This window comes from Shewanella sp. ISTPL2 (assembly GCF_013283205.1).
Taxonomy (GTDB): Bacteria; Pseudomonadota; Gammaproteobacteria; order Enterobacterales; family Shewanellaceae; genus Shewanella; species Shewanella oncorhynchi.
The window spans coordinates 199,568-226,091 of the sequence record NZ_JAAPAV010000001.1; the positions used below are offsets into that span (position 1 = coordinate 199,568).

Annotated in this window: 24 protein-coding genes and 4 tRNA genes; 14 read left to right on the plus strand and 14 right to left on the minus strand. The window is 44.2% G+C overall.

Translation table 11 applies throughout. The features are described 5' to 3' along the window. Positions 1-5: 5 nt before the first annotated feature. The 7 genes from ilvA to HUB64_RS00930 all read left to right on the plus strand — a co-directional run bounded on the left by ilvA (position 6) and on the right by HUB64_RS00930 (position 6,248). A complete protein-coding gene (ilvA, locus tag HUB64_RS00900) occupies positions 6-1,607 on the plus strand; it encodes a threonine ammonia-lyase, biosynthetic (RefSeq protein ID WP_173248740.1) in 1,602 nt (533 codons plus the stop codon). A 207-nt stretch (positions 1,608-1,814) separates the two neighbouring features. Further along, entirely contained in the window at positions 1,815-2,948 is a 1,134-nt protein-coding gene (locus tag HUB64_RS00905) for an alanine--glyoxylate aminotransferase family protein (RefSeq protein WP_173496172.1), read from the plus strand. Between the two features lies 1 nt (position 2,949). Beyond that, complete coding sequence (locus tag HUB64_RS00910) at positions 2,950-3,210, plus strand: hypothetical protein (RefSeq protein WP_105250466.1); 261 nt, start codon at positions 2,950-2,952, stop codon at positions 3,208-3,210. Between the two features lie 496 nt (positions 3,211-3,706). After that, entirely contained in the window at positions 3,707-4,333 is a 627-nt protein-coding gene (locus HUB64_RS00915; RefSeq protein WP_346729626.1) for a hypothetical protein, read from the plus strand. Between the two features lie 47 nt (positions 4,334-4,380). Then, positions 4,381-4,899 carry a DUF4303 domain-containing protein gene (locus HUB64_RS00920; RefSeq protein WP_173247998.1) on the plus strand — a complete coding sequence of 173 codons (519 nt, stop codon included), beginning with the start codon at positions 4,381-4,383 and terminating at the stop codon, positions 4,897-4,899. Between the two features lie 62 nt (positions 4,900-4,961). Beyond that, on the plus strand, positions 4,962-5,111 hold the full coding sequence (locus tag HUB64_RS00925) for a hypothetical protein (protein ID WP_173247996.1): 150 nt from the start codon (positions 4,962-4,964) through the stop codon (positions 5,109-5,111). Positions 5,112-5,384: 273 nt separating this feature from the next. Next, a complete protein-coding gene (locus tag HUB64_RS00930; protein ID WP_173247993.1) occupies positions 5,385-6,248 on the plus strand; it encodes a Tim44 domain-containing protein in 864 nt (287 codons plus the stop codon). Positions 6,249-6,475: 227 nt separating this feature from the next. Here the strand turns inward: HUB64_RS00930 and HUB64_RS00935 are convergent, their stop codons facing one another. The 3 genes from HUB64_RS00935 to HUB64_RS00945 form a co-directional block, all read right to left on the minus strand. Then, positions 6,476-6,814, minus strand: a complete 339-nt coding sequence (locus HUB64_RS00935) for a hypothetical protein (RefSeq protein ID WP_173247990.1) — start codon at positions 6,812-6,814, stop codon at positions 6,476-6,478. A 244-nt stretch (positions 6,815-7,058) separates the two neighbouring features. Continuing rightward, positions 7,059-8,423: a sodium-dependent transporter gene (locus tag HUB64_RS00940; RefSeq protein WP_173496173.1), complete on the minus strand. Its 1,365-nt coding sequence runs from the start codon at positions 8,421-8,423 to the stop codon at positions 7,059-7,061. 341 nt (positions 8,424-8,764) lie between these two features. After that, on the minus strand, positions 8,765-9,265 hold the full coding sequence (locus tag HUB64_RS00945; protein WP_105253008.1) for an Lrp/AsnC family transcriptional regulator: 501 nt from the start codon (positions 9,263-9,265) through the stop codon (positions 8,765-8,767). Between the two features lie 189 nt (positions 9,266-9,454). On the opposite strand from HUB64_RS00945, the gene HUB64_RS00950 reads away from it, so the two are divergent. After that, positions 9,455-10,180 (plus strand): ABC transporter substrate-binding protein, encoded by a 726-nt coding sequence (locus tag HUB64_RS00950; RefSeq protein WP_173496174.1) that lies wholly within the window; start codon positions 9,455-9,457, stop codon positions 10,178-10,180. Positions 10,181-10,263: 83 nt separating this feature from the next. On the opposite strand, the gene HUB64_RS00955 is transcribed toward HUB64_RS00950, so the two are convergent. The 3 genes from HUB64_RS00955 to HUB64_RS00965 all read right to left on the minus strand — a co-directional run bounded on the left by HUB64_RS00955 (position 10,264) and on the right by HUB64_RS00965 (position 13,352). After that, positions 10,264-11,046, minus strand: coding sequence for a phosphatase PAP2 family protein (locus tag HUB64_RS00955; protein ID WP_131523424.1), 783 nt, complete (start codon positions 11,044-11,046; stop codon positions 10,264-10,266). Positions 11,047-11,166: 120 nt separating this feature from the next. Then, the gene (gene creD, locus HUB64_RS00960) at positions 11,167-12,645 is read right to left on the minus strand and encodes a cell envelope integrity protein CreD (RefSeq protein ID WP_173496176.1); all 1,479 of its coding nucleotides are present in this window, start codon (positions 12,643-12,645) and stop codon (positions 11,167-11,169) included. A 176-nt stretch (positions 12,646-12,821) separates the two neighbouring features. Further along, on the minus strand, positions 12,822-13,352 hold the full coding sequence (locus tag HUB64_RS00965; protein ID WP_173248739.1) for a hypothetical protein: 531 nt from the start codon (positions 13,350-13,352) through the stop codon (positions 12,822-12,824). A 249-nt stretch (positions 13,353-13,601) separates the two neighbouring features. Between HUB64_RS00965 and HUB64_RS00970 the strand changes: the two genes are divergently transcribed. After that, positions 13,602-14,774: a winged helix-turn-helix domain-containing protein gene (locus HUB64_RS00970; RefSeq protein ID WP_173247983.1), complete on the plus strand. Its 1,173-nt coding sequence runs from the start codon at positions 13,602-13,604 to the stop codon at positions 14,772-14,774. Here the strand turns inward: HUB64_RS00970 and HUB64_RS00975 are convergent. From HUB64_RS00975 to HUB64_RS00985, 3 genes are all read right to left on the minus strand, one after another. Further along, positions 14,771-15,118: a hypothetical protein gene (locus tag HUB64_RS00975; RefSeq protein ID WP_173496177.1), complete on the minus strand. Its 348-nt coding sequence runs from the start codon at positions 15,116-15,118 to the stop codon at positions 14,771-14,773. The genes HUB64_RS00970 and HUB64_RS00975 overlap by 4 nt on opposite strands. Positions 15,119-15,154: 36 nt before the next feature. Then, positions 15,155-15,520, minus strand: a complete 366-nt coding sequence (locus tag HUB64_RS00980) for a hypothetical protein (RefSeq protein ID WP_173496178.1) — start codon at positions 15,518-15,520, stop codon at positions 15,155-15,157. A gap of 94 nt (positions 15,521-15,614) precedes the next feature. Further along, complete coding sequence (locus HUB64_RS00985) at positions 15,615-15,869, minus strand: accessory factor UbiK family protein (protein WP_006083441.1); 255 nt, start codon at positions 15,867-15,869, stop codon at positions 15,615-15,617. A gap of 234 nt (positions 15,870-16,103) precedes the next feature. Between HUB64_RS00985 and rep the strand changes: the two genes are divergently transcribed. Beyond that, positions 16,104-18,116: a DNA helicase Rep gene (rep, locus tag HUB64_RS00990; protein WP_173496179.1), complete on the plus strand. Its 2,013-nt coding sequence runs from the start codon at positions 16,104-16,106 to the stop codon at positions 18,114-18,116. 47 nt (positions 18,117-18,163) lie between these two features. Here the strand turns inward: rep and HUB64_RS00995 are convergent, their stop codons facing one another. Further along, on the minus strand, positions 18,164-20,812 hold the full coding sequence (locus HUB64_RS00995) for a diguanylate cyclase (RefSeq protein ID WP_173496180.1): 2,649 nt from the start codon (positions 20,810-20,812) through the stop codon (positions 18,164-18,166). Positions 20,813-21,018: 206 nt separating this feature from the next. Here HUB64_RS00995 and HUB64_RS01000 point away from each other — a divergent pair. The 4 genes from HUB64_RS01000 (at position 21,019) to HUB64_RS01015 (ending at position 21,567) form a co-directional block, all read left to right on the plus strand. Next, a tRNA-Arg gene (locus HUB64_RS01000) sits at positions 21,019-21,095 on the plus strand. A 53-nt stretch (positions 21,096-21,148) separates the two neighbouring features. Then, positions 21,149-21,224, plus strand: a tRNA-His gene (locus HUB64_RS01005). A 32-nt stretch (positions 21,225-21,256) separates the two neighbouring features. After that, positions 21,257-21,333 (plus strand) — tRNA-Pro (locus HUB64_RS01010). A 157-nt stretch (positions 21,334-21,490) separates the two neighbouring features. Continuing rightward, a tRNA-Pro gene (locus HUB64_RS01015) sits at positions 21,491-21,567 on the plus strand. Between the two features lie 258 nt (positions 21,568-21,825). Here the strand turns inward: HUB64_RS01015 and HUB64_RS01020 are convergent. Genes HUB64_RS01020 through HUB64_RS01035 form a run of 4 tightly spaced genes read right to left on the minus strand, consistent with a single transcriptional unit; the run spans position 21,826 to position 26,507 of the window. Beyond that, a complete protein-coding gene (locus HUB64_RS01020) occupies positions 21,826-23,745 on the minus strand; it encodes an EAL domain-containing protein (RefSeq protein ID WP_173496181.1) in 1,920 nt (639 codons plus the stop codon). Between the two features lie 8 nt (positions 23,746-23,753). After that, positions 23,754-24,461, minus strand: coding sequence for a transglutaminase-like cysteine peptidase (locus tag HUB64_RS01025; protein WP_173496182.1), 708 nt, complete (start codon positions 24,459-24,461; stop codon positions 23,754-23,756). A gap of 19 nt (positions 24,462-24,480) precedes the next feature. Next, positions 24,481-25,089 carry an OmpA family protein gene (locus HUB64_RS01030; protein WP_105250449.1) on the minus strand — a complete coding sequence of 203 codons (609 nt, stop codon included), beginning with the start codon at positions 25,087-25,089 and terminating at the stop codon, positions 24,481-24,483. Then, positions 25,086-26,507, minus strand: coding sequence for a TolC family outer membrane protein (locus HUB64_RS01035; RefSeq protein WP_173496183.1), 1,422 nt, complete (start codon positions 26,505-26,507; stop codon positions 25,086-25,088). The genes HUB64_RS01030 and HUB64_RS01035 overlap by 4 nt, the downstream gene beginning before the upstream one ends. Positions 26,508-26,524 lie beyond the last annotated feature (17 nt).

Genomic DNA, 26,524 nt, shown 5'->3' on the forward strand with positions numbered 1-26,524 from the left:
CATCTATGTTGCCACTCTCATCGCAAACTCAGGCGGATTTAGCCCATTTTCAGTTGGCACAAAGCTATCTGCAAAAAATCCTGTTGTCATCCGTGTATGACATAGCGAAAGTGACGCCGCTTTCCAGCATGAACAAGTTATCGGCGCGTTTGGGTTGTCAGGTATTTTTGAAGCGCGAAGATATGCAGCCAGTGCATTCCTTCAAGTTACGCGGTGCCTATAACCGTATCGCCCAGCTGACGAAAGAAGAATGTCAGCGCGGTGTGGTGTGTGCTTCAGCAGGCAATCATGCTCAGGGTGTGGCGATGTCAGCGGCGAGTCGCGGTGTGGATGCTGTGATTGTGATGCCTGAGACGACGCCCGATATTAAAGTCGATGCGGTGCGCCGTTTAGGTGGCAACGTGGTATTGCACGGCCAAGCCTTCGATCAAGCCAATGGTTTTGCGATGGCGATGGCCAAAGAAGAGGGCCGAGTCTATATCGCGCCCTTCGATGATGAAGCGGTGATCGCAGGCCAAGGCACTATCGCCCAAGAGATGTTGCAGCAGCAGCGCGATCTTGAAGTGGTATTTGTGCCCGTGGGCGGTGGCGGTTTAATCGCGGGTATCGCAGCCTATTACAAGGCGGTGATGCCGCAGGTGAAAATTGTCGGCGTCGAGCCAGAAGATGCCGCTTGTTTAAAGGCGGCGATGGAAGCGGGCGAGCCGGTGACGCTGGCGCAAGTCGGTTTATTTGCCGATGGCGTGGCGGTTAAACGTATCGGCACTGAGCCGTTTCGAGTCGCGAAACTTTATGTCGATGAAGTAGTGACTGTCACTTCGGATGAAATCTGCGCTGCGGTGAAAGATATCTTCGAAGACACCCGTGCGATCGCCGAACCCGCAGGGGCCTTGTCCTTAGCTGGGCTTAAAAAATATATCAGCGCTAATGCCCATGGTGATTGCGGCAATGGTGAGAAGGTCGCCGCGATTTTAAGTGGCGCGAATGTGAATTTCCACAGTCTGCGTTATGTGTCGGAACGCTGCGAACTCGGTGAGCAGAAAGAAGCGGTACTGGCGGTGAAAGTCCCTGAGCGTCCTGGAAGTTTCTTAACATTCTGTGAGTTGCTCGATAAGCGGGTGATGACAGAGTTTAACTATCGTTTCAGTAGTCGTGATCTTGCCGTGGTGTTTGCCGGCATTCGCTTAAGCCGAGGCCAAGGTGAGCTAGAACAAATCATTGCCACCTTAGAGACCAATGGTTTTGAAGTGCAGGATTTATCCGGCGATGAAACCGCGAAATTGCATGTGCGTTATATGGTCGGTGGTCATCCACCAGAGCCTTTAGAGGAGCGTTTGTTTAGCTTCGAGTTTCCTGAACATCCCGGTGCGCTGCTGAAGTTTTTAACTACCTTGCAGAGTAAATGGAACATTAGTCTGTTCCATTATCGTAACCACGGCGCGGCCTTTGGCCGAGTGCTGGCGGGATTTGAAGTACCCGCGAGTGATGCCTTGCCGTTCCAACAGTTTTTAACTGAACTGGGTTTTGTCTATCAAGAGGAAACTCAAAGCCCTGCCTATCAGCTGTTTTTAAATGCGGGTAACGGCAACAAGGCGTTACAACCTTAGCTCACCATGCGCGTGATAGTTATGTTAGTCATAACTAAGGCTAAAGGAGGAGCGCACAGGCGCTCCTTTTTGTGGTAGTTTTGTAGACTTAATACTCTAGCCGCCGATTAGCGCGCCACAGTTAAGTCGCTGACTTAATCCGCTGACGATTGGCTAACGAATAATAACTAGACTTCGACCTACACCTACACGCATTAAGGAGACATGATGTTACCAGCACCGCGTTTTACCGCTTTTAATCCTCCTCGCCGTATTTTAATGGGCCCTGGCCCGTCGGATGTTTATCCCGAAGTGCTTGCGGCGCAGTCCAGACCTACGGTTGGCCACTTAGATCCGCTGTTTGTGGGCATGATGGATGAGCTTAAGAGTCTGATCCAATACGCCTTCCAAACTAAAAACGAAATGACCATGGCGGTATCAGCGCCGGGCAGTGCGGGCATGGAAACCTGTTTCGTTAACTTAGTCGAGCCGGGTGAGAAGGTGATTGTCTGCCGTAACGGTGTGTTTGGTGAGCGTATGCGCCAAAACGTCGAGCGTATGGGCGCCATTGCCGTGCTGGTGGACAATGAGTGGGGCACACCTGTTGATCCTGCTGCGGTTGAAGCGGCACTGAAAGCCAATCCCGATGCCAAATTTTTAGCCTTTGTGCACGCCGAAACCTCAACTGGCGCCTTGTCCGATGCCAAAACTCTGTGCGCATTAGCCAAAACCTATGGTTGTTTGAGCATAGTTGATGCGGTGACTTCCCTTGGCGGCGTTGAGTTAAGAGTCGATGAATGGGGCATAGATGCTATTTATTCTGGCAGCCAAAAGTGTCTCTCCTGTGTACCGGGTTTATCGCCTATGTCTTTCTCGCCTGCTGCCGTCGAAAAACTCAAGAATCGCAAGACCCCAGTGCAAAGTTGGTTCCTCGATCAAAGCTTAGTGATGGCCTATTGGACCAGCGCGGGCGGCAAGCGCAGTTACCATCACACTGCGCCAGTGAATGCGCTTTATGCACTGCATGAATCCCTGCGTATTTTAGCGGCCGAAGGCTTAGAGAATGCGTGGCAACGCCATCATGACATGCACTTAGTGCTGCGTGCTGGGCTGGAAAAGTTAGGGCTAAATTTTGTGGTGGCCGAAGATTCGCGTCTGCCACAACTTAACGCAGTTTACATCCCCGCTGGAGTCGATGATGCCGCGGTGCGGACTCGTTTGCTCAAAGATTACAATCTCGAAATCGGCGCCGGCCTTGGCGCCCTTGCGGGCAAAGCATGGCGCATTGGCCTCATGGGTTTTGGTGCCCGTCGCGAAAATGTCGCCTTATGCCTCAAGGCATTAGAAGAGGTGTTGAACTAATATGCCAAGATTACGCCTTGCCTTTTGCGGGCTAATGATCGCTTTGCTCAGTGCCTGCTCGGTGAATAATACGAGCAATGTCTCCTGCGATTTTGTGCGCGGAACCAACAATAATCAAAGCATGCGCGACGCGAGCGGCCACGATACGGGCAGCGCCGATGAGCGGCAAAAAGATGTCGGTATCGGCTTCTTGAATGTCATCTTCGGCGGCATCAGCCGAGCACTTTCTTCCGATGATTCATCGGATGGAAAGTGTTTGTAACTTAGTTAGTTTTAGTGGTTTTGATTAAACGAAAATCCCCGAAATGCGGGGATTTTTTAATTTTGTTAATAAAGTCGCTTTTGGCAGCAGGTAATATTGATTTAGCACTGTCATTCCACTGACTCGCCGACTTTAGTTTAAAAAATAAGTTGACCCTATCGGCCCTACGGCGGTATCTGCTGTATATGGCTAGATTTATAACAAGACTAGAATGTCGCAATCATATGGATGTGAATGAGCGAGCATGTAGCCAATGGTCACTTCCACGACAGTGCTTAATCCCGTTAAACCCTTGGTATGCCTGATAGTCTGTTATTTATAATTATGCATTCCGAGAATTTAATACCGAGAATTTAACAATGGGTGGCTCGTTAAGCTTTTTTGACTTGCGGAGGAATATTATGGCTAGCAACAGAGTAAAACGATGTTTTAAATAAATTTAAGTTTGCGCTAATGCTTTCTTAGAGACATTAAACTTTTAACCTATTACATGGTAGTGATTTTGAGTACAAATCTACAGCCATTTTTTATTGTGCAATCAGATCCTGATGGTAAGGGAATACCGTATTTTATGGATAAACATTGGACTCCTGAGCTACCTGACTATGAGTTTTATGACTCACCACCATGTGAGGTTGATTTTTTAAATGCTTATTCTCTTAAAGCAAAAACATATCAACTGAATGGTGATTATTTGGTTGATGAAAATTTAGTTTCTAATGAAATGTTATACTTGTGTGAAAAATTAAAGGTTAAGTGTATTCGTATTCCTGTCGATATTAACTTGCATCAAGGATTTCGTCTGCAGAAAAAGTACTTTTTATTTTTTCCACTAAGTTATTTGTCTATCTTAGATAAGGATGAGTCCACTTATACTATCTCGATTGACTTAGATTCTGGAAAATTGAACACGCAAGAGGAACGTGGGTTAAAGAAGACATATTATGAGTCTATAGATAAATTTAAAATAAAGAATAATGTTCGTGAACATTTATTCTTTTGTAACGAGATAGCGGCTTCTGTATGTTCTATTCAGTTTAAAAACGAGTACGAGGCTCTTGGTTTGATGGGTGTGGTTTTTAAGGAAATAAATGATAATTATCAGTATTCTGCATGGGACTGAGTGCCTCATAAAATGATAATGTTGAAGCTAAGTACAAGGAGTGAATAATGGACTGGATTGAGTTAGAAGAAAAATGCTTTGAAATTACATACGATACAATCAAGATGTTATTGTTAGAAAATAAAGATGAGGCATTCTATGCGGTATCTCTTTACACTGACAGTAGTGCCATGTCAGCATCATTAAGTGCTAGCTCTGAGGGTAAGCTTAAAAGCATTCTCGCTGCTGAAGAAGATCAGAGCATAGAGTGTGAACATTACTATAGATGGGCAGTATCTGAGTGGTTTTATGACGGATATAATGCGGGAGCCTTCTGCAAAATAAGTAAGATGCTTCGAGAGGACTCATCTCGAGAAATAAACTTTGAAAATTTTAAAAATGAACTAATTAAGACATTATCAAATGTACTAATCAGAATAAAAAGAGAACTGTCTCTTGAGCTAAATTCGACAGTGTGTTTTGTTTCAATTACTGACGATGATGAGTCTGAGGGAATAGAAAACTCTTCTGCAAAATTAATAAACGATACACCACTTTTAATGGCATTTATTTCAAGATTTGACTAATTAACTGTACAGGTTTATCTATTAAAATAGAAGCTAAGTATCTTTTTGAAAAGATGACAAAGATGAAAAATATAGGACAAACGCATCTTTTCTTCATGGCGATTATTCTAAATCTTGATTCAAAAGATATGACTGCTGAGATGGTCACCTTTGTCTGGACTTCGGTTTGGGTAGTTCAGGCTATCAGAATGTACGGCAGTTTATGGGATTAAGCACTGGCATGTAAGTGACTGTTGGCGGCATGGTCGCTCATTCACATCCATGTGATCGCGACATTTGCACTTCCGTATGCAGCAGATGCCGTCGTCGAGCCCGCAGGGATGACTTATTTTTAAACCAAAGTTGGCGCGTCACTGGAATGACAGTGCTAATCGCAACTCACTAAATATGCACAGGACAATCAGCCTTCGCTTTTTGCTAATTGACATATAATGTCATCCCGCTATTATGGCAGCACCTCAGATTACACGAACAAGATCCTATAAATGAAAAAGTTATTTATTATGCTGGCGATGATTTTTGCGGTTAGCTTAGTTACTAGCCCAGTCGTTGAAGCGAAAAAATTCGGCGGTAGTAAATCTATCGGCAAAAGCCATCAAACGGCTCCGGCTCAACCAGTGGCGACCAACACACCGACTACGGCGCCAGCGGGAGCACCGGGCAAAAAAGGTATGATGGGCGGCATGTTAGGCGGTTTATTAGCAGGTGGCTTATTGGCTGCGCTGTTTATGGGCGGTGGTTTTGAAAATATTCAAATCATGGATATTTTGATTATCGGTTTGCTGGCATTCGTGCTATTCAAAATCGTCCGTACTGTGATGGCCTCAAAAGCGGGGGCGCAGCAAAGACCAGCCTATGCGGGTGCTGGCCAACCCAATCCGAATATGCAGCGTCAACAGACTGAACAAACAGGTTTTGCCACCAATGCAAACAGCGGCAGCAATGGTTTTGGCCAAGCGACAAGCGCAGTTCCCTTCGATTTGCCTGCCGGTTTTGATTTACCCGGCTTTTTGGAAGGCGCTCGCAGTCATTACAAAACCCTGCAATTGGCGTGGAATGAAAACGATCTAAGCAAAATCCAAGAGTATGTTTCTATTGATCTTTACAATGAACTCAGCAACCAACGTCGCGAGTTAGTTGGCGATCAGCACACAGAAGTGATGTTTTTGGATGCAGAACTGGTCCGCGCCACGCACAATGCCAATCTTGCGGAAGTGAGTGTTAAATTTAGCGGCCGCTACCGCGATACTGTTGAAGGCGTAGAAGAGGACATTAAGGAAATCTGGCATTTGGAGCGTAACGTAACACAAGCCAACTCACCTTGGTTAATTGTGGGTATCGAACAGTAATCAGCCCAGTGTTTAAAGCAGCCTTAATCTCTTAAGGCTGCTGTTTACATCCCCTTTCGTTTCAATCCAGCCTTCCCTCAGTAGTTCAACGTTATTGATTGAAAAAGCGCTTATCATTACTTTGACTGTTTTACTGGCTAGACAGTCGTTGCGTGACGAGTTGTAATTAAGTTACTTACTATGAGGGCTATTATTTATAGATTGTATTTTATAGCGCTAATTTTTCGTTAAGTTGAGGTGCTAATATATGGAGAAATAAGGTGGAGGCCAAAATCAGTTAAACCTTGTACTATTCCTAATTGAATTACAAATACTACTAATGTAAAAGTTAAACCTTTACCAAAGGATAGTTGAAAAATCTTGCTGTAAACTACTGATATTGCAATATATGTCACAATTAGTCCAAACAATCCTTTGATGGCAATAACTATTGTAAATGCTAGTATTGTTCCAATCGAAACGGCTAAACCACAATGTATAATAGTTTTATTTTCTGCTTCAAATAATTCAGCTCCAATTTTTACTGGAACAATCGTTATTAATATCAAGATGATCCACGCTAGCATAATAAAATCCATTTTATATGAAAATCTATTACAAAATTAATCTGCAACGTTTAAAGGCAATAAATTTCAATTGCTCTCATTGAGGGCTGATTATACTTATACAAAAATAAAGTGCTATACCTTATGTGTTTTTTAAGGTGGTTGGCATTATATATTTAAACAGAATAAAAGGGGGGGCTTAGTTTTTTGATTGTGAGCTAACAATCCCCGAATTCAGCGTGGATTGTTAGCTTTTGGAAAGAGGTTATACAAATTGTCTGATGGCTATGGCGATAATCAGCACTGGGCAAACATACTTCACATATCTTGGCCAAATGCGCCAAAAGAGTCCTGTGTTATCGACACCTTCTTGCCCACGAATTACCTTTAGCAGCTGGGTTTGGCGCCAAATCCAACCTAAGTAAACCGCAATACCGAGGGCGACCAGCGGCTGGGCGATTTGGGTGGTCAGCATTATAGTGAAACTAAATAGCGTCTCAAAAAATACCGCCAGTAATAAGGATAATGAGGTCAACAATAGGCCGATGATCAAGGTGGCGCGTTGACGGCTGAGTCCGAACTTTTGCATCACATAACTCGTCGGCACTTCGGCGATGGATATGGCCGAGGTTAAACCCGCGATAATCAGCAGAATAAAGAACACCACGCTAATGATGAGATTAGCTGTATCACCTAAGGTCGAAAATAACGCGGGTAAGACAGTAAACACCAATGCATCCGAATCGAGTAACTTGCCCTCAGCATTAAAAATCTGCACGCCATTGTGCTGGGCCACATACATGGCTGGGATAATCAAGAAGGCGGCGAGAAAGGCGATGCCGCTGTCGGTAAAGGCAACCCAGACGGTCAGTTTAGCAATATTCTCTTTTTGGCTCAGATAACTGCCGTACACCATCATGGCACCTGTGCCTATGGTAAGGGAGAAGAAGGTTTGTCCGAGTGCGCTGATCAAGGTATCTGGCGCCAGCGCCTTGGTAAAGTTAGGTGTGAGTAGCGCGCTTATCCCTTCGCTCGCACCATTTAGGGTGAAGATATACGCCACGCCCGCGATCAGCATGATCAGTAATAACGGCATTAAGCGTTTCGACCATTTTTCTATGCCTTCTTGCACGCCTTGCAGTAATACCAGAAAAACCAGCGTGCTGAAGATCAGTGTAAACACCAGATTACGTGACAGCGAAAAATCCACTAGCCAAGCGGCGGTATCATTCGAACCAAAGGCTGTGGCGATAGGCGCGATGGCAAAGCTGACAAACCAGCCGGAGAGAATGCTGTAGAAGGTATAAATCAATCCCGCTGTCACTATGGAAAGCAAACCTATGGTCTTGCCTAAACCGCGGGTGAGCGAGTTAAAGCCGAGTTTGCCCATGGCATCGGCGGGGTTGGTTTGCCCGTGGCGACCTATCATAAGTTCGGCCATCAGCATGGGAATGCCTAGGATGAAAATCAGCACTAGGTACACAAGTAGAAAGGCGCAGCCGCCATGGGTGGCCGCTTGGGTGGGGAATCCCCAAATATTGCCGACGCCAACGGCGCTACCTGCGGCCGCCATGATAAAACCTAAGCGTGAGCTGAAGTGGTTAGTTGAACTTGTATTGGCCGATTGCATTGTGCCTCCCGTAAAAAGAAGGCGTATCTTAGGCGGATAAATTAGGATTTCAACGCAATTTTAGTGCGTTAATTTGGTGTTAATTGGCAATAGTTTATCGGTTTTTTGGCTATAAGTTAATGTTATGTGCCGCCTATCTGTTTTGTGCGAGATTTTATTGCTAACAGGTGCGACTGATGGTCGAGATTTGGCGAATCATTGCGATGATAAAAATTCATTGAATTGTGATCTTATGGTCAAAAAATACCGTATGGCAGATGTCTAATGGCTATTTTGTGCTATGACTGTTACTTGTGCCTCTGTCTTGCTTGCGGTCTTTACTGTGACTGTCTGGTGTTGGCTTATGCTTGAATGTTGACATGCCCTAAGGGAATGGCCGTGTGGTCCTTAACCTTTTTGAGGACAAAGCTGGAATGCACCCCTGCGATATGCACGTTGGTCGTGAGTTTATCTAACAGGAAAGTGCGAAAGTGCGCCATATCTTGTACTAGCACTTTAAGTTGGTAGTCGGCCTCTGAGCCCGTGATCAGCGCGCATTCTTGGACTTCTTCGTAGGCGAGTGCATTGGTTTCAAATTGATTGAGAATCGCCGGCGTATGTTTCTCCATTCGAACATGGATATACGCGGTCAAATGCAGGTTGAACTTATCCGCCGACAGACGCGTTGCATAATCGGCAATATAACCCGCTTCTTCTAAGGCTTTAACACGGCGCGAGCAAGGAGATGGCGATAGTCCGACTTTATTGGCCAGTTCGAGATTCGATAATCTGCCGTGGGTTTGCAGTAAGCGCAGAATCGTTAAATCGAGTTGATCGAGTTTGTAGGGGTGAGTGTCTGTCATCGAAAGCTTAGGGTTAACTGAGTCAGCCTCTAGTTTGCCAGTCTTAGCCGACTTTGCCAAAAATCTTGATCAAATGAGACATTTTAAGGTTGTGACAGTGATAACGGATAGAGATTTTGGGAGTCGCGCTGTTTGGAACTCCCGTTATTTACCGCTATTGTTATGATACTAATAAGAGTGAGACACTGTATGCGTTTGAGTTTGTTGCTAATCTGCTTATTCATATTACCGACTTATGCATTTTCTGCATCGTTAACCATTGGTAGCGCTCTAAATCGACCGCCTTATATTATCGAAGATGCTGAATCAGGGCTTGAGATCGATATTATTAAGGCCGCGTTTAAGGAAATGGGGCAGCCAGTCAACTTCAAATTCTACTCTCGTAAACGCCAAGTTTTATATTTCAATAAAGATCGATTAGATGCTGTAATGACGATGAACCCTGCAAATGGCGTTGATGGTTATTGGTCCAATGATTATGTTGAATATACCAATGTGGCGATCAGTTTGGCAGAACAACGCCTTGAAATAACACGTATTGCGGATCTTAAAAAGTACAGTGTCGCCGCTTTTGAAAATGCTCGCTTCTTACTTGGCCCTGAGTTTAATGCTGTAGCGCAACAGACTATTTATCGTGAAGTCGATAGCCAATTAAGCCAGAACCGTATGTTGTACTTAGGTCGCATTAATACTGTGATTGCCGATCGTTATATATTCGCTCAACTGAATAAGTTCGTTGAGGATGATGTTGATACCCAGCAAGCATTAAGCTACCACTTTATTTTCCCCCCAACATCCTATCGAATGGTGTTCCACAACTCAGTGGCGCGGGATACTTTCAATCAAGGGCTCGCTAGAATTAAGGCCAATGGGATTTATCTGGCTCTAGTGGCAAAATACTTAGGCAGTGCTTAGCAATGCCTAAGTATTTAACTTCATAGTGTTTGAAGCTGTCGTATGTGAGTCGACAGCCAAATCGAGACGCTGAATTAACAGCGTTAGCGCTCAGATCCTTTAGCAAACGCATGGGAGAGTGGACGCAACTTACTGACAAAAAACACGCTACATCCGCTGATGATGGCGGCTAAAAAGGTTGAAAACAGTACATCCTGCGGCCAATGCATGCCAAGCAGCATACGGCTTAATCCCATCAAAAATCCCCAGCTCCATAACGCCATGACTAAGCTAGGTAATCCAGCGAGTAGCAAATAGTAGCTGGCGGTAAGCACTAGCGTCACTGCAAAAATAGTATGTCCCGAAGGAAAAGAATAGCCGATTTCATCTTCCCAATGCTGATGGATCCGTGAGTCGAGTTTCAAGGCGGGTTCTGCAGCGATCAAGCCATCGAGTGCATTGGCAATTGTCTTAGAACGTGACTGTTTATCCAATTGATAAAAGGCATCGAGTGAAAGCGGTTCATGCTTAGGCAGTGCTTGTTCTGCTAGAAAAACGAGATTAGGTCTGGGTTCTTTAAAATAGGATTTGAGGGTGTGGCTTAAGCCTAAACTGATAACTTGGCTGAGGCTGATGGCAAAAAATAAACTTATAAAGAGTGGTTTAGGCATATGACGATAGGCGATCGCCAATACAAACAAGACTGTTGCGACGCCATAGGGCGCTGTGCCCGTCATGGTAATCCAATATAAGGTTTTGGCTAAGGTAGAGTGGAGATCGATCAGTGGAAACAGCTGATTCTGTGTCAGTAATAGTAAGCTCGGAATGGTTGCCAACAGTATCCAAGCTAAACCTAAACGGCGTAAAAGATAGACGCTATGGGTCAAAATATAAGCCTCTTCATAAAACGCCATAGGCTACAACGCGGCAATGGTTTTGCCAATAAAAAAATCCCGACAGCAAAAGATGGCGCTGTCGGGGGTCTTCAAGGGTGGATCGGTAGGGCGCTATTGCGCCGTGTTCTTAGGGTGATGCCTAGTCACGAACATCAAAATCAACAGTACGACTAACAGTAAACCTGAACCCATCAATAGGGCGTAATCTTCCAGTTGCAGTATCGAGTACAGCACTGCATATAAACTCACCAGCATAATGCCCACTAATGCACCGCGCTTAATACTTGCTGTGGCACTCCCTACATAAGCCGATACCGACAGCACGGGAATACAGGCGGCAATTAAATAGGCATGCAAGAAGGCTAGATGCTCAGATAGCGAGAGTAGTAGCAAATAGAACAAGGCCATGGCGCTGCCGACTAACACATATTGAATCGTGCTTAGGCTGGTTTTTTGTCCAATTTCGAAGATAAACAACATGATAAAAGTCAGCACGATAAACAATAGGCCGTATTTTACCGAGCGATCAATCTTGCCGTAGTGAGTCACTGGTTCGAATAAAATCGCATTAGCCGACACTTCAGTCAGAGTCGATTGATTACTCTTAATAAACTCTTGTGGATAGTTACGGGTTAAGTGGCTGATATTCCAACTTGCAGTAAAGCCTTGCGCGTTGATGTCCCGTTCTGCGGGTAATAATCCCTTAAAGCTTGGATGCGGCCAGTCGGCGCGAATATTGATTAGCGTTTGCTCGCCTAGTGGCAATGCGCTGATAGACTGAGAGCCGCGTAGTGTCATGGCAAAATCCACACTAAAATCACTCGCTTCGCTGACTTGGATCTTTTGATTAAAGCCTTTTTCTAAACCGCCAGTGGTTAACCCCGTGCCCGACATCAGCGAGCCAGAGAGTAAGGTCGATTCACCGGTGATTTCAATTTTTTCTACTTTATCAATTGCTTGATTCGATGACACCCCAAAGACTAACCGGGCATTTTTGTTATCGAAGGCGATAAGGTTAGGAATATCATAACGGTTAAGGCTGAATTCGGCCTGACCTTGTAGAGCTGCGTTATACACCAGCGATTGATAAATGCCACGGGTGCGAAAATCATGTTTTAGGTCTAAGTCGAGGGTGAGCTTTTTCGGTAGGATCACTAGCTCATCTTGATAGGTACGCTTCACTTCATGGCGAGTTTTACCGTCGTTACTGACTTCTTCTTGCAACACAAAATAGCTGTAAGGGATCACTAGCGCAGGACCTGAGAGGGTTTGCTGCTCACCCCATGAACGGCCGATTTCATCGACAACGCTGTGGTAAAGGGCTTGGCGATCAGAAGTCATATCCATAATGATCCCCAGCGGGATCAAAGCGAGGATTGACAGTATGCCAATGGTTAAGGCTTTTAATAAGGTGGTGTTTTTTAATGCAGTTCCTTTTGCGGTGGCTACTGCCAACGGTTCTTGTGCTGACATATCGATTCCTTGACTTCGATTAAATTTTTTGAGGAGTGCGCGCACCACTAAATAGGCTGCGCTACCAAATAAGGCCAAACTAAGTAGGGTGAGTACCCAGAAAATAATGCTGAACATTGAATTTCATTCCCTATGAAATACGACCGAGACTTATCCGCTAAGATTGTGCAGAGTTAACTTGGTATCACGGCGGGTATTAAAACAGATTTTCTTACAAAAGTTGCGGGCAAGTTGCTGATCAATAGTGGCAACATTATGGCGATTGCCGCTAAACCTATACTCATTATTCAAGTTTATGAATCTGATAGTGGGGTGTCTTTGCTAAATTTGGGGTGTTTTTTCTCGTAGTCATTTTCTTTTTTAATATGCTTGAGCAGTGCTTCGAAGCTTTGCTTAAAGACATCAAGTTCTGCGGAATAGACTACGGCATGGTGGGAAAACCAGTGGTGTTTTTCTCGATCACGATTACTGTAATCGGGCCAAATACGCAGCTCATACTCATCACCCATGACGACAATGACATAGGCAATGGCGCCATTGCTAAAGATGATACATTGGGGCAGGTACACCAGCTCTTCGCCTTTAAATAACTCATACTCTATCGCTTCGGTGCGCCAACTCACTATCGGTAGCGGCGCCTCGATAGAGCAACCAATCGACTGATGCTGATTAAACAGTACCGCGTTAATGTCATCTATTGAAAAGGGCTGGTGATCGCCATTTTTAGCAGCAAGTGAATACAAGATATTCATTAAAAATGGCAGCTTAGTGCCATTACCTGTTTTGCGGCCGCAGAGTTGTGCTTGGCGATAGTAGATATTCATCATCAATCCTTAATGAAGAGCCTATGCCAGATAGGCTCTATTTCGAGTCGTGAAATTAACGGGTAGGTAAACCGATAGCCGTTAAGGTATAAATGGCTTATGTTATCCGAAGATACTGCCTAGTGAGTAGAGTTGTGCGCACATTTCACAAACCTACTCATTGAATCGTGTGCTAAATACTTTTATTTTCAGTTTGTTATATTTTTTGCTCTGGTTTGGTATTTGCTTGTCGTTGAATTTGGAGAATCGATGTCTAATCCCTTTTCACCCCGCGAGTGGCTGCAATTAAATATGCAGCAGCAAGGATTATTGCAACCATATACCTCTGTCACCGAGGCAATTTCACGTCTCAGTTATGTACAAATTGACTCTATCAACGTGGTTGAGCGAGCGCATCATCATGTGCTGCATAGTCGTATGCCAGAATATCAGCCAAAGATGCTCGATATGGCTTTAGCCAAAGGAGAGATCTTCGAATATTGGTCCCATGCGGCAGCTTATTTACCTATTGCCGATTACCGTTTTAGTTTGCAGCGTAAACAGCAGCTGCAAAATGGCGGTAAGCATTGGTTTGAGCCCGACGATAAAATAATGCAGGAAGTGCGGGCGCGAATCCTCGCAGAAGGGCCACTCAAGGCCAGTGATTTTGAACATAGTGAAGCTAAAAACGGTACCTGGTGGGATTGGAAACCCGCGAAAAAAGCCCTAGAGCAGCTCTTTATGCGTGGTGAGTTGATGGTGGTGCGGCGGGAGAAATTTCAAAAGGTTTACGATCTTACCGCGCGTGTGTTGCCACAAGATGTAAATGCCAAAGCACCGACAGATAGTGAATTTACCCGCTATCTAATTGATCGTTATCTTGATGCCCACGCCTTCGGTACTGCGGCGCAAATGGCTTATTTACGCAAAGGTATGAAATCAGCTGTAGCCCAAGAATTGGCAGAGTTGTTAGCTCACGGGCTATTAGCGTGTTTTAAGGCTGCGGGCCAAAGCTACTTTTATCGCCCTTCATTACAGCTAAATGCACCATTACCTAATAAAGTGTGGCTGCTTAATCCCTTCGATAATTTATTGATCCAACGGCAAAGGTTAAAGCAATGGTTTGATTTTGATTATCAAATCGAAGTCTATGTCCCAGCCGAAAAGCGTCAGTATGGTTATTATTCTTTAGCAATTCTGTGGCGCGACACTTTTGTTGGCCGCGTGGATGTTAAAGCCGATCGTCAAGCTAACCTATTGCTATTACAGCAATTGATTTTAGAAGAGGGCGTGATGGTGAATGGCTTAGATGAGGATTTCTGTGCGGCCTTTGATATCGCAGTCAGTGAATATGCTCGTTTCAATGGCTGTGACCGCTGGAAGTTAGTTAAGGCTAACCATAAAGGCCTTAAGCAAAAGTATGCTCGCCAACAAAAGCTTTAACTATTTGTCTCTTTAGTTGGAGCATCCATAAAGCGAAAGCAGCCATACAGTAAGATTAGATACAGCAGTGGCAACGCAGCAATGACTAAAGATGAAGAAGTCGCAGTACTATCGCTCGTAATGCGATAACAGGGAATATACACGGCGGGATAAACTAGGCTTCCCCATAGAAAACACTGATTCATCAATCGATAGATAAAAGCGGGTTTAATGCTTGATTGACTGGCCAGTCCCATCAAACTGGCGAGAAGCACACCAGGATAAGTGAGTAGCGGCAGGCCACCAAGCAACAATAATCCCCAAAGAAGATAGTCCTGATAGTGTGTGCTGATTGTGACATCCATTGTAGCTTCATTCCTTGATTGTTCGACGCTAAAGCATTAAGTCTGTTTATGCTCTGGTTGCAGCGGTGGCTTTACTGCCAGCCCTTGCTGCATCTTAAGCCAAAAGCTTTGCTGACATAGATTGCTAAAGGATTTTTGCTGCGGCGAAATCGCAATATGAGCTATTACAACCCGATAGCTGAGCCAATAATCTTCACAAACCATGTCTGACGCATAAGCTTGTTTATCTTGCTCGCTTAGCTTGCTAATCACAACCCCGTTATCGAAGTGATAAAGCGTTATGGACTCACAAATCTCCACATTATCATCGTGATAGGTTTGCTGCTCGTTTGATTGGCTTACCACGTAGACAGGGCTTGGATAGCCTTCAATAGCAAGGATATAGCTGGCGAGTTGTTGCATTATTTCCCCAAGTGACTCAATGCTTGAAGTGTTAAAAACAAAAAAGCACAGCTGCGCTATTGCTAACTGTGCTCTTTCAAACATGCATGATAAGTTAGCCCGCCGCGTTGAGCTTTTTTTCTAACTCATTGACTTGAGCTTGTAGGGCTTCTAATTTTTCGCGGGTTTTCAGTAGTACATGTTGCTGCACATCAAATTCTTCACGGGAAACCATATCTAACTTGAGCAATTGATTTTGCAGTACTTGCTTACTGCGCTCTTCAAATTCACCGGCAAATTGCTTTAGACCGCTGGGCAAACTTTCGCTCAATTGTTTCGCCATTTCTTCGATTTTCTTTGGATTGATCATAATCTTGTCCGCCTCTTTACTGAATAGCTCGATTGTAACTCAGTACGTTAGCTTTCAAAAGTAAAGCAGACGCGTGAACACTTTAGTTGGCTGTTGTTGGGGTTTATATCACGGAGAGGCTTATCTACAGAGTTGAGTTCTGCTCAACCTAAGCGGGGATTTGTTAGCCTTAAAACTGTCGATTCTGCTATGATCCCATCCCTTTCTGTCGACTTGTTTGGATATTGCGCAAAGATGAAACTCAATCCCGCCCAAAACGATGCTGTTCATTATGTTTCAGGCCCTTGCCTAGTCTTGGCGGGTGCGGGTAGTGGTAAAACGCGCGTCATTATCAATAAAATCGCTTACTTGGTCGAAAAATGTGGCTATAAGGCGCGTAATATCGCGGCGGTGACCTTCACAAACAAGGCTGCCCGCGAGATGAAAGAGCGGGTCGCTCAGTCGATGGGCCGTAAGGAAGCCAGAGGTCTGTGGATTTCAACCTTCCATACTTTAGGGCTTGAGATCATTAAACGCGAGCATAAGGTCTTAGGTTTAAAACCGGGTTTTTCGCTGTTTGATGATCAAGATACCTTGGCCCTGCTCAAAGAGTTAACCCAAGACGAGTTGGATGAAGATAAAGATTTACTCAAAGCGCTCGCCAGTACGATTTCAAACTGGAAGGGGGGCTTAATTATTCCCGATCAGGCGCGCAAAATCGCTAAAGATGAGCAACAGCACTTATTTGCTACGCTGTATCAGCGTTATGCTCAACATATGAAAGCCTATAACGCTTTAGATTTTGACGATTTAATCCTGATGCCAACCCTATTGTTGCGGCACCATGAAGAAGTGCGGACGCGCTGGCAAACCAAGATCCAATATTTGCTGGTGGACGAATATCAAGATACGAATACCAGCCAATATGAAATGGTAAAGCTGTTAGTGGGTGATCGGGCACGCTTTACTGTGGTGGGGGACGACGATCAGTCTATCTATTCATGGCGCGGTGCTAAGCCACAAAACCTCGTGTTATTGGGTAAAGATTTTCCGCAGCTTAAGCTGATTAAACTGGAGCAGAACTACCGTTCTAGCCAGCGGATCCTACGGGCTGCTAACATTCTTATCGCTAATAATCCCCATGTTTACGATAAAGCCCTGTTTAGCGAGCTTGCCTATGGTGAGCCGTTGCGGGTGCTGTTTGCCGCCAATGAGGAGCAAGAGGCTGAACGTGTTGTTGCCGAAATTGTGCGGCACAAGTTTGTTGGCCGTACTCAGTTTGGCGATTATGCGATTTTGTATCGGGGCAACCATCAATCACGGTTACTCGAACGCGCACTGATGACGAACCGTATTCCTTATAAATTGAGTGGTGGTACGTCATTTTTTGCTCGTACTGAAATTAAAGACATCATGGGCTATCTAAAGCTCGTGGTGAATCCCGATGACGATAATGCTTTCCTGCGCATCGTTAATTTGCCTAAACGTGGCATAGGTCCATCAACCTTAGAGCGTTTAGGTAATTTTGCCAACGAGAAACATATTTCTATGTTTGCGGCGATTTTTGAGCCTGAACTGAATCATCATTTACCGCCTGCGGCTATGTCATCTTTGTATCAGTTTGGTCGTTTTATCGTGGAGACTGGGGATCATGCTGAACGTGGTGAACCCGTCGAGGCGGTGAAGCATTTGATCCGTAAGATCAATTATGAAGATTACTTATACGAAACCAGCACCAGTGCCAAGGCCGCTGAAATGCGGATGAAGAATATCTCAGAGCTTTACCGTTGGGTGACTGAGATGCTCGCGGGTGATGAGTTAGATGAAGCTATGACTCTACCAGAGGTGGTGACTCGATTGACGCTCAGGGACATGATGGAGCGCAATAGTGAGGATGAAGGTGGCGATCAGGTGCAGTTGATGACCTTGCATGCTTCTAAGGGCTTAGAGTTTCCCTTCGTGTTTATGGTTGGAGTAGAAGAGCGTATCTTGCCCCATCAAACCAGCATAGACGAAGATAACGTCGATGAGGAGCGTCGGTTGGCATATGTGGGTATCACTCGAGCTCAACGAGAGCTTTGGTTCACCCTCTGCCGCGAAAGGCGCCAATTTGGTGAAACCATGCGTTGTGAACCAAGCCGTTTCTTACTTGAGTTACCTCAAGATGATGTGGTGTGGGAAAATCGTAAGCCACAACAAACGGAACAGGAGCGGATGCAAACGGGGCGGGCAAATATTTCTAGCTTAAGAGATATGTTTAAAAAATAGCGAGCGGTTTCGCTTACTATTCTTTTAAATCAGCTACTTATTTTTTACTAGGCATATTCGAGCTGAGCACATATCTGTGGTTGGGTTTCACATAAGGTAAAAGTGTCGGCTAAAGCAGCCCCCTGGCCCAGCTGATAACCCAGTTCACTGAAGATACGTTTTTGTTCAGGGTTATCAATGCCATCGACAAAGGTTTGAAGCTCTAAGGTTGATGCCGTTTTTTGATAGGCTGACATTAACTTAAGCTGTTGCTCGCCTTGTATTTGTTTGGTGAGGTTGGCATCGAGTTTTAAGCCTTTTATCGGCAGAAACAATAAGCTATTTAATGCACTATAGCCGCTACCGTACTGGCTGATACCGAGTTTTACCCCGAGCTTCTGCAACAATTCAAAGCCATTGATATGATTTTCAGTTTCCTGCACTAGGGCTTTTTCATTGAAGAATAACCACAAATGGCTCAGGTTTAACTGGGTTTGCTTGAGAGTGTTTTTCAAACTGCGCAGTACATGCTTATGCTTGAGATGTTGGCTCGAAAGCATGACATGTAATTCAACAGATTCATCATATTGCTTGAGGAGTTGGGGATAGCTGCTATCTATGATGTTGATCGTATATTTATCGAGCTCAACGGTAAGGTGTGACTGTTCAGCAAGCGTGCTAAGTTGTTCCTGCTGTAAGAGCCCACGCTGCGGATGTTGCCAGAACAGGCGGCTTTCTAATGCATGCACTTGACCTGTTTTAAAATTGACTACTGGTAAGTAACTAAGCTGGATTTCAGCATGGTGTAATGCATGTCTAAATTCAGTTTCTAACTCGACATCCTGCATGGCCTGATGTTGGGCGTTATCATCAAAAATAACATAGCAGCCTTTACCATTGGCTTTCGCCTGATACATGGCAGTATCTGCATTACGTAACATAGATTCACTGGTATCAATTCTGTGCTTGCCACTGATGGTGATACCGATACTGGCTCCAGAACTAAATTCCATTGTGCCAAGTCGATAGGGCTGGGATATTTTTTGGATCACTCTTTCTGATATATCTTTCGCGTCGTTGATGTTGTTAATGCTATCGAGCAGTATCACAAACTCATCGCCACCGAGTCGCGCTAAGGTGTCGTTATCACGTATGCAGGACTTGAGTCGGCTTGCCGTCTCAATTAAGAATTTATCGCCCTCTAGGTGTCCCATAGTGTCGTTAATCTGTTTGAAGCGGTCGAGGTCGATAAACAGCAGGGCAAACTGTTCTAAGCTATGGCGACGAACATGTTTGATCGCTTGAGATAGACGCTCCATAAACATAGCGCGATTAGGCAGGCCTGTAAGTGCATCATGTTTGGCATCGTGAACTAGCTTGGCTTCCATACTACGGCGTTGTTGAATTTCCTTCTCAAGACTTTTATTCAGTTCGGCTAACGCTTTGGTACGATCAATGACCTTTTCTTCTAGCTCTTCATAACTGCGTTGTAAGGACTCTGCGGACAGCTTTTTCTCGATAGCCGAGCCTATATGTTGTGATACAAATGTCAGTAATTCTAAGTCTTTAACTTGGTAATTCTGTGTCATGCTAAAACTGTAAATCGTTAACGCACCACGAACTTGATCATGGATAAAAAGCGGGATTCCGATCCACTGATGCATGGTTTGAGTATGATTTAACGCTGGCGCTTTGGAATATAGCTCACCAGAGGCAATTAATGCATTGATACTGTTTTGATCTAGCAATAGTGGGCGCTTATGTTTGAGTACATATTCGGTTAAGCCGTCTTGTAGCGGCCGAGTGCCTGGGTGCTTATTGGCTAATTGCGAGACATAAAAAGGAAACGTGAGGTGGGTTTCTGTGTCGTCTAATAGGGCGATATAGCAGTTATTGGCCGGAATTAAATGTCGAATAACATTATGCAATTGGGTATAAAAGTCTGGGTTGTCTGCACTGGAACTTGCTAGCTCGGCGATTTCGAACAGTGATTTTTGTAAGCGTTCAGCTCTACGCCGTTCATAGACTTCTAGTTTTAACTTATCGTAGGCTTGGCTGAGTTCTTTTGTTCTTTGCTGGATAGCTTGTTCTAATTGTTCTTGATGTTTTAGTCGTTCCATGACCCCAGCAATATGGTGACAAATGAACGTCATTAACTCGAGTTCGATTTCACCATAACTGATGTTTGTGTCATAGGTTTGCACCACTAACACACCCGTTACTATGTCATCTTGTTTGATGGGCACGCCCAGCCACAGATGACAGGGAGAACCTAAATTAACAATTTCTCCAGCGGCAATCAGTTCATTGACTGTGTCATTGTTACACAACAAAGCTTTCCCAGTTCTGAGTACGTAGCCTGTTAATCCTTGCTGTAATAATGTAGATAGTGATTGTTCAGGATAAAGCTCTGCTGGATGGGCATCTTTCTCATCAGCGAAAAAGGGGATGGCGAGTTCACCTGTGTGAGTATCCAGGGTTGAAATAAAAAAATTATCAGCGGGAATCAGCTGTTTTAGATGGCTATGTACGCCGACATAGAATTCTTCGAGTGAAGAAGCATGAGTCGCAATATTGGATATTTCGAGTAATGCGTTTTGAATGATCTCAGCATGCTTATATTTATGCGCTAATTGTTTTAAGCGAATAATTTTTTTGCGTAAGCGTTCAGTTTCACTCACACGCGGCTGGCCAGTTTCATCTTCATCCTTAAACATGATACTCACTAGTTAAATATATGTTTGCTTTTACCAAAGTCTATAATTAGCATGAAATACTGTAACATCCAAGTCATATTTTGGCTGCATTCCGCTTTAAAAGTCAGCTAATGTGATAAAACTTGAGCAGTCAGTAAAAAAAGTGCAAAACAGCTATAGACTCAAAGGGGATTTGACCCTAGTATATGCGGCGCTAACCAAGGCGAGCGCCCATAGCTCAGCTGGATAGAGCGCACCCCTCCGGAGGGTGAGGCCGAAGGTTCGAATCCTTTTGGGCGCACCACTTCCGAACAGAGTTGTGAGCTTTAAGGTTAGCAAAGTAAGTGAAAATCAGTGGTGATTGTAGCTCAGTTGGTAGAGTCCCGGATTGTGATTCCGGTTGTCGTGGGTTCGAGCCCCATCAGTCACCCCATTCATTTACTTTGATATAAAGATTTTCATTCTCGGTGATTAGCGCAGTCCGGTAGCGCATCTGGTTTGGGACCAGAGGGTCAGAGGTTCGAATCCTCTATCACCGACCAAATTCTTCGCGTGACTAGCGAGCTTAATGTAAGTTAGGTAAATAGTTAATATTTTACGGTGATTAGCGCAGTCCGATAGCGCATCCTGATGTTTTGGATGAAAGTGGACGAGAGGGTTAACCTTCTAAAGCGTATGTAAACAATAGTGCAAAATTTACGGTGATTAGCGCAGTCCGGTAGCGCATCTGGTTTGGGACCAGAGGGTCAGAGGTTCGAATCCTCTATCACCGACCAAATAAGTAGAAAAGCCTCAGCATTCATTAATGAATACACTGAGGCTTTTTTGCATTGGCGAAATGGAACTACTCACTGACATTATCATGTTTGTTGTCGCTTGATAGCGCATCCTTAATGAGTATAGAAGTTGGCTACAGTTCTTATTTACACCTGGCAGATTTGCTGAACTGTATCGGCATAGTCACTCAACCGTAGAAAAACAAAAAGCTCCTTACGGAGCTTTTTATTTGCAAAATCACTTCTTAATAATACGGCTTAGTCAAGATTCACTGGCGGGGCGATAAAGCCTTGATAGGCATCTGTTCTAAGCTCGTTAAAACGTTCTAGCTGAGCTTTTTCTTGAATACCCGTCACTATGACTTGAATGTCCAATCCTTTTGCTACGTTGATTAGGGCGCGGCACAATTCGCTATTGTGGTGTGTCTCATCATAGTAGGCGAAGGATTGATCCAGTTTCACATAGCTAGGTCTTAATTCCTGTAGATAAGACATAGAGCCAAACTGACGACCAAAGTGGTCAATACCAAACTTAGCACCGTTATCGCGAATGATGTTACATAAGTGCTGACATGACTTAAGATCACTATAAACACCAGCCTCAGGGATTTCGAAGCAGATACGCTCAATAAATGCGGCATTTCGCAAAAATTGATTTAGCCATTCATGGAACTGAGGATCGTTAATACTTTGGTGGGTTAAGTTAATTGCGAGCGGTTCATAGCTCCGCTCGAGCAGTTTTTGCTCGTAGACAGTTTCAATTAAGCATTTATCGAGTAAGGCACCAAGTGATAATAACTCGATATACGGCATAAATTGCCCTGCATGGGCGAGTTGATCGCCAAGCTCTAATTGGCAATACAATTCCCGTTGCGCTATGCCATCACCATCGCAAAATTGTATGGGTTGCCATCTAAACTTAAACTTCTTATTGCTGATGGCATGGCTGAGGTTATCGCGCCATTGCTCGCGGGTGAATAATTGCTGCTCTGTGGTTTCAAACCAGTGGAAGGTTTTATTTTCTTGTAATGCTTTTTGAAGGGCATTGTCGGCTTGGGCCAAAATATCCGACACATTCATTTGCCCAATACGTTCAGCAATACCGATAGCAAAGTCTTCGTTGGGCTTACAGCCTGCTTTTGACATTTCTTGATTGATGGTACGGATAAGTGTTTGTAAATATTTGCTGATCTGATCGTGTTCAACATCGGTCACTAAAAATGCAAATTCATAGGCGGCAATACGCCCTATGACCGAAGGCGTTATTTCGTTTAATTGCTGTTGAAACTTTTCTGCGAGGATCCGTATGGTTTCATCTCGAACTTGATAGCCATATTTACTGTGCACTTCTTCGAGCCAGTCGAGCTTGGCGAGGAATAAAGCGCCGCTGCTAGGTTCACTTAACCAACCATTTAAACGACTTACTACATATTGGCGGTTAGGCAGGCCTGACGCCGGATCGACAAGATTCTTCTTACGTAACGCGCCAACCTCTTCGTCAAGAGAATGGAACACTTGTTTCAATTGAGCTGACATGCTGTTAAATGCAGTCACTAAGTCTTTTAATTCGGTGGTTTTGGGTAGTGCCATGTCTGGACCAAATTGGCGTGCTGCGATACTTTTCGCGTGTTCAGACAGGGTGTGGAGAGGTTTCAATATCCATGTTAAGCCTACTCTTGCTGTAAAAATAGCAACGAGAAAAAGTAGTGAGAAGGCTATGATGGTATTGGACATGATTCGCCATAGTTCATGATAACCAAAACCAGGATGAGCAGTGATTTCAAGCTGTGCTAGCTGCAGCCAACCTGAGGTGATAGTGCTTTGTTTTTTGATGGTTTTAAACAGATCTAGATTGATAAACCATTGAGGGACATCTTCAATTTTTAAAGGATTATTCCACTCTTGTTGCTTACCATCGACCATCCAAGTCAATTTTACATTTTGATAGTAACCACCTTCAAAAATAACATTCACTAAGGTTTCTGCCGCTGCGGTATCGCCGGCTTCGAGTGCTGGGGTAAGCATTAGACCGAGTGAAGTGCTGGCATTGTTTAGATCGGACTCCATTTGCTTTGTTAAAAAGCTTTGAGTCTCAGTGAATTGCACATAGCCAAGGCTTGCAACTACAAGCAAGAATAGGCTAAAAAGCAGCGAATAAATCTGTCTAAACAGTGTCATTTTTGGTGCTACTCCAGTTTTAATTTTGGTTGCCTAAGACGGTCAACACCTAATCTATGGTTAAGATCGTTCCATTTTTCTAATCGTTTTGAGGACCCTGCCAGTACGCCTCGACCTTGCTCTTTATTGAGCCATAACTGTTTACCGTTAAAGCTATAAACAGGCAGTAGATCTTTTCTTTTTGTGGCGGGTTTTATTTCATGGTCAAGATTATCGAGCACTAAAGGAATTGATGATGGTGTTTCATAGTAAGCCAATACCATGTGGTATTGATTAACCGTAGTGGCTTTAACCATAGTGATCCGCATCTTGTCCTCTTGAATACCAAGTTGGAGTAGGGTGAAGTATTTTGCGATCGAAAAGTCTTCGCAATCACCGCCATTCACACCAATAAACTCCATCGGCGTTGCCCAATAATTCGAGTCTCCCCATAATTTACTGTCATCTACAAAACGGAATAAATTAAAAAAGTTATTCACCTTCAATAACTTTTCTTTTTCATCTAGCGTACTCGCTTCCGATAACACTTTGAACCAAGCCCTTGCTCGCATTCCAGCACGTTCGCCGTAATGTTTTTCTAGGGTTGAAGTTATCTTCACTTCATCAAGGTTTTGTGTGGGGGCCGCATATAGGCAACATATGCCTAGGGCTGACGCTATTAGGCTAAAGCGGCAGACTCGCAATAATGAATCTTTATAATCAAGTCTGCCGTTCATAACCTAATGTGTTAGTCCTTTATTTTGAGTTGTCATCGACCGAGTAAATTGTCCATTTCATGTCTGCTGCCGTATCATCACCAGTGACTTCTGCAACAACACGACGGTTACGAATTTCTGCTTCCGGCGTCTGTTCTAAAACAATTGGGCGGCTAGAACCATATCCAATAGCAGTTAATCGACTTCTATCAATACTAAAGCGTTCAGCCAGTACTGCGGTGACAGCATTTGCACGTTCTTGAGATAATACTGTATTTCGTTCATCGGTTCCTGTGCGACTCGTGTGACCTTCGATAGTCACTTTGGTCGTTGGATACTGACGTAGAAAAATAGCCACCTCTTCAATTTGAGGATAGTACTCAGGCGCAATATAAGCAGAGTCATTCGGGAATAAAATATTTATTTCCTTTCGCTCGTTAATCGCTTTTATTTTGCCACAGCCATAGTTATCAATACCTGCCCCTTGGGCGGTGTCGTTGCAGCGTTCACGGGCTTCAATGACACCATCGCTATCTTTATCAGATAGATCATAGGTTTGAGTTGTGACCATTTCGTCAATATTAACCGTATCGCGCATCGAACAACCAGCTAAAAGAGTGACACTTAGAAAAAATGTGAGAGTTTTCATTTGTTAGCTCCTCCTTCATAATTGCGCTCTCCGCGCCACGCATCAGGTCTAGTGACTTTAAGTGAGTCTAATAATCGCCCTGTAGAATTGAGCACGCGATACTTAGCAATAACTTCATCATATTCAGCTTGTAAGTAGTCTTTACGCGCCTCGAAGAGTTCATTTTCGGTATCTAATAAGTCGAGTAAACTGCGTTGGCCTAAGTTAAACTGTTGTGCATAGGCTATTTGAGTATCCTTTGCGGCCACGACATGATCGCGAATATATTGTTTTTGCGGCGCTAGCATTTCAAATGCGTTCCAAGCTAGGTTTACCCCTTCAACAACTTCACGTTGGGCACGTTGGCGGATTTCTTTCGCTTCACCTAACTTGTAAGCAGTTTCTTTTTCACGGGCAAGATCTTTACCACCCGCAAATAAGTTGTATCTCACCCTCACCATGGCGACGAGATCGTTACTATGGCCACCCACATCACTGCGGAAAGCACCAGCACCTGATATTCCATCTTCGCCGCTAATATCGTTATTCCAGTTACCATTCAGTTCTAAAGAAACCTGAGGATAGTAATTGGATTGTACTGAAGAGCGTTCATTTTCAGCGGCACTAATATCGTTTGCTGCAGATTTGAGTATGGGGTGATTCTCTTGCGCAACAATAATGCCAGAGCTAAGATCCTTTGGCAGCATGTCTGCATCTGGCACTGGTAATATTAAGTCTGCCGGAGCCGACGCTACAATTTTGACGTACTGTGCTTTTGCATCAAGTAAATTGTTGCGAGCAGAAATAACGTTAGCATTAGCACGCGCCAAACGTCCCGAGATTTGTGATAGGTCTGCGATTGAGCCTAAACCTGAGTCAGTACGTTGTTTAATCTGGTCATAAATTTCTTTATGGCTGTTAAGGTTTTTCTCGGCTAATTTTAACACTTCATCGGTGCGTAAATAGTTGAGATAGACTTTACTTACATCGAGTGCCATATCTTCAGCTGCAGCAAGCAGTGCCCATTGGTCTGCGCTAGCTTCAAAGCTATAACGATCAACTTCACTGCTGGTGTAGAAACCATCGAAAAGCATTTGTTTTATGCTAACACCAAACTCTCCGGGATTTAATTCAGCCACCCCTTTGCTATCGACTTCGCCGATATTGGGTCGTCTACGTGTCGATACGCTGTCGGTTTGTTCGTAACCGTAGCCACCATTGACATCAATAGTTGGCATATAGCCTGCTATCGCTTGATTAACTTGTTCTTCTCGCGCTTTAAAGCGGTTGAAGGCTACTCGTAAATCTGGGTTTGTATCTAGCGTATGTGCAACGGCTTGTTCTAACGTCTGACTTTGAGCCGATAAAGGTAACAGGATTAATGACAGCACTATGGCTATCTTTGAACATTGAAATTGTCGTATTGCTGAAGTCTTCATGACCAACCTCCCGGTTT

Excerpts from the sequence above, each read along its gene's own strand:
- ilvA (WP_173248740.1), top strand. The coding sequence starts at position 6 with ATGTTGCCACTCTCATCGCAAACTCAGGCGGATTTAGCCCATTTTCAG.
- HUB64_RS00905 (WP_173496172.1), top strand. The coding sequence starts at position 1,815 with ATGTTACCAGCACCGCGTTTTACCGCTTTTAATCCTCCTCGCCGTATT.
- HUB64_RS00910 (WP_105250466.1), top strand. The coding sequence starts at position 2,950 with ATGCCAAGATTACGCCTTGCCTTTTGCGGGCTAATGATCGCTTTGCTC.
- HUB64_RS00920 (WP_173247998.1), top strand. The coding sequence starts at position 4,381 with ATGGACTGGATTGAGTTAGAAGAAAAATGCTTTGAAATTACATACGAT.
- HUB64_RS00925 (WP_173247996.1), top strand. The coding sequence starts at position 4,962 with ATGAAAAATATAGGACAAACGCATCTTTTCTTCATGGCGATTATTCTA.
- HUB64_RS00930 (WP_173247993.1), top strand. The coding sequence starts at position 5,385 with ATGAAAAAGTTATTTATTATGCTGGCGATGATTTTTGCGGTTAGCTTA.
- HUB64_RS00935 (WP_173247990.1), bottom strand. The coding sequence starts at position 6,814 with ATGCTAGCGTGGATCATCTTGATATTAATAACGATTGTTCCAGTAAAA.
- HUB64_RS00940 (WP_173496173.1), bottom strand. The coding sequence starts at position 8,423 with ATGCAATCGGCCAATACAAGTTCAACTAACCACTTCAGCTCACGCTTA.
- HUB64_RS00945 (WP_105253008.1), bottom strand. The coding sequence starts at position 9,265 with ATGACAGACACTCACCCCTACAAACTCGATCAACTCGATTTAACGATT.
- HUB64_RS00950 (WP_173496174.1), top strand. The coding sequence starts at position 9,455 with ATGCGTTTGAGTTTGTTGCTAATCTGCTTATTCATATTACCGACTTAT.
- creD (WP_173496176.1), bottom strand. The coding sequence starts at position 12,645 with ATGTTCAGCATTATTTTCTGGGTACTCACCCTACTTAGTTTGGCCTTA.
- HUB64_RS00965 (WP_173248739.1), bottom strand. The coding sequence starts at position 13,352 with ATGAATATCTACTATCGCCAAGCACAACTCTGCGGCCGCAAAACAGGT.
- HUB64_RS00970 (WP_173247983.1), top strand. The coding sequence starts at position 13,602 with ATGTCTAATCCCTTTTCACCCCGCGAGTGGCTGCAATTAAATATGCAG.
- HUB64_RS00975 (WP_173496177.1), bottom strand. The coding sequence starts at position 15,118 with ATGGATGTCACAATCAGCACACACTATCAGGACTATCTTCTTTGGGGA.
- HUB64_RS00980 (WP_173496178.1), bottom strand. The coding sequence starts at position 15,520 with ATGCAACAACTCGCCAGCTATATCCTTGCTATTGAAGGCTATCCAAGC.
- HUB64_RS00985 (WP_006083441.1), bottom strand. The coding sequence starts at position 15,869 with ATGATCAATCCAAAGAAAATCGAAGAAATGGCGAAACAATTGAGCGAA.
- rep (WP_173496179.1), top strand. The coding sequence starts at position 16,104 with ATGAAACTCAATCCCGCCCAAAACGATGCTGTTCATTATGTTTCAGGC.
- HUB64_RS00995 (WP_173496180.1), bottom strand. The coding sequence starts at position 20,812 with ATGTTTAAGGATGAAGATGAAACTGGCCAGCCGCGTGTGAGTGAAACT.
- HUB64_RS01020 (WP_173496181.1), bottom strand. The coding sequence starts at position 23,745 with ATGACACTGTTTAGACAGATTTATTCGCTGCTTTTTAGCCTATTCTTG.
- HUB64_RS01025 (WP_173496182.1), bottom strand. The coding sequence starts at position 24,461 with ATGAACGGCAGACTTGATTATAAAGATTCATTATTGCGAGTCTGCCGC.
- HUB64_RS01030 (WP_105250449.1), bottom strand. The coding sequence starts at position 25,089 with ATGAAAACTCTCACATTTTTTCTAAGTGTCACTCTTTTAGCTGGTTGT.
- HUB64_RS01035 (WP_173496183.1), bottom strand. The coding sequence starts at position 26,507 with ATGAAGACTTCAGCAATACGACAATTTCAATGTTCAAAGATAGCCATA.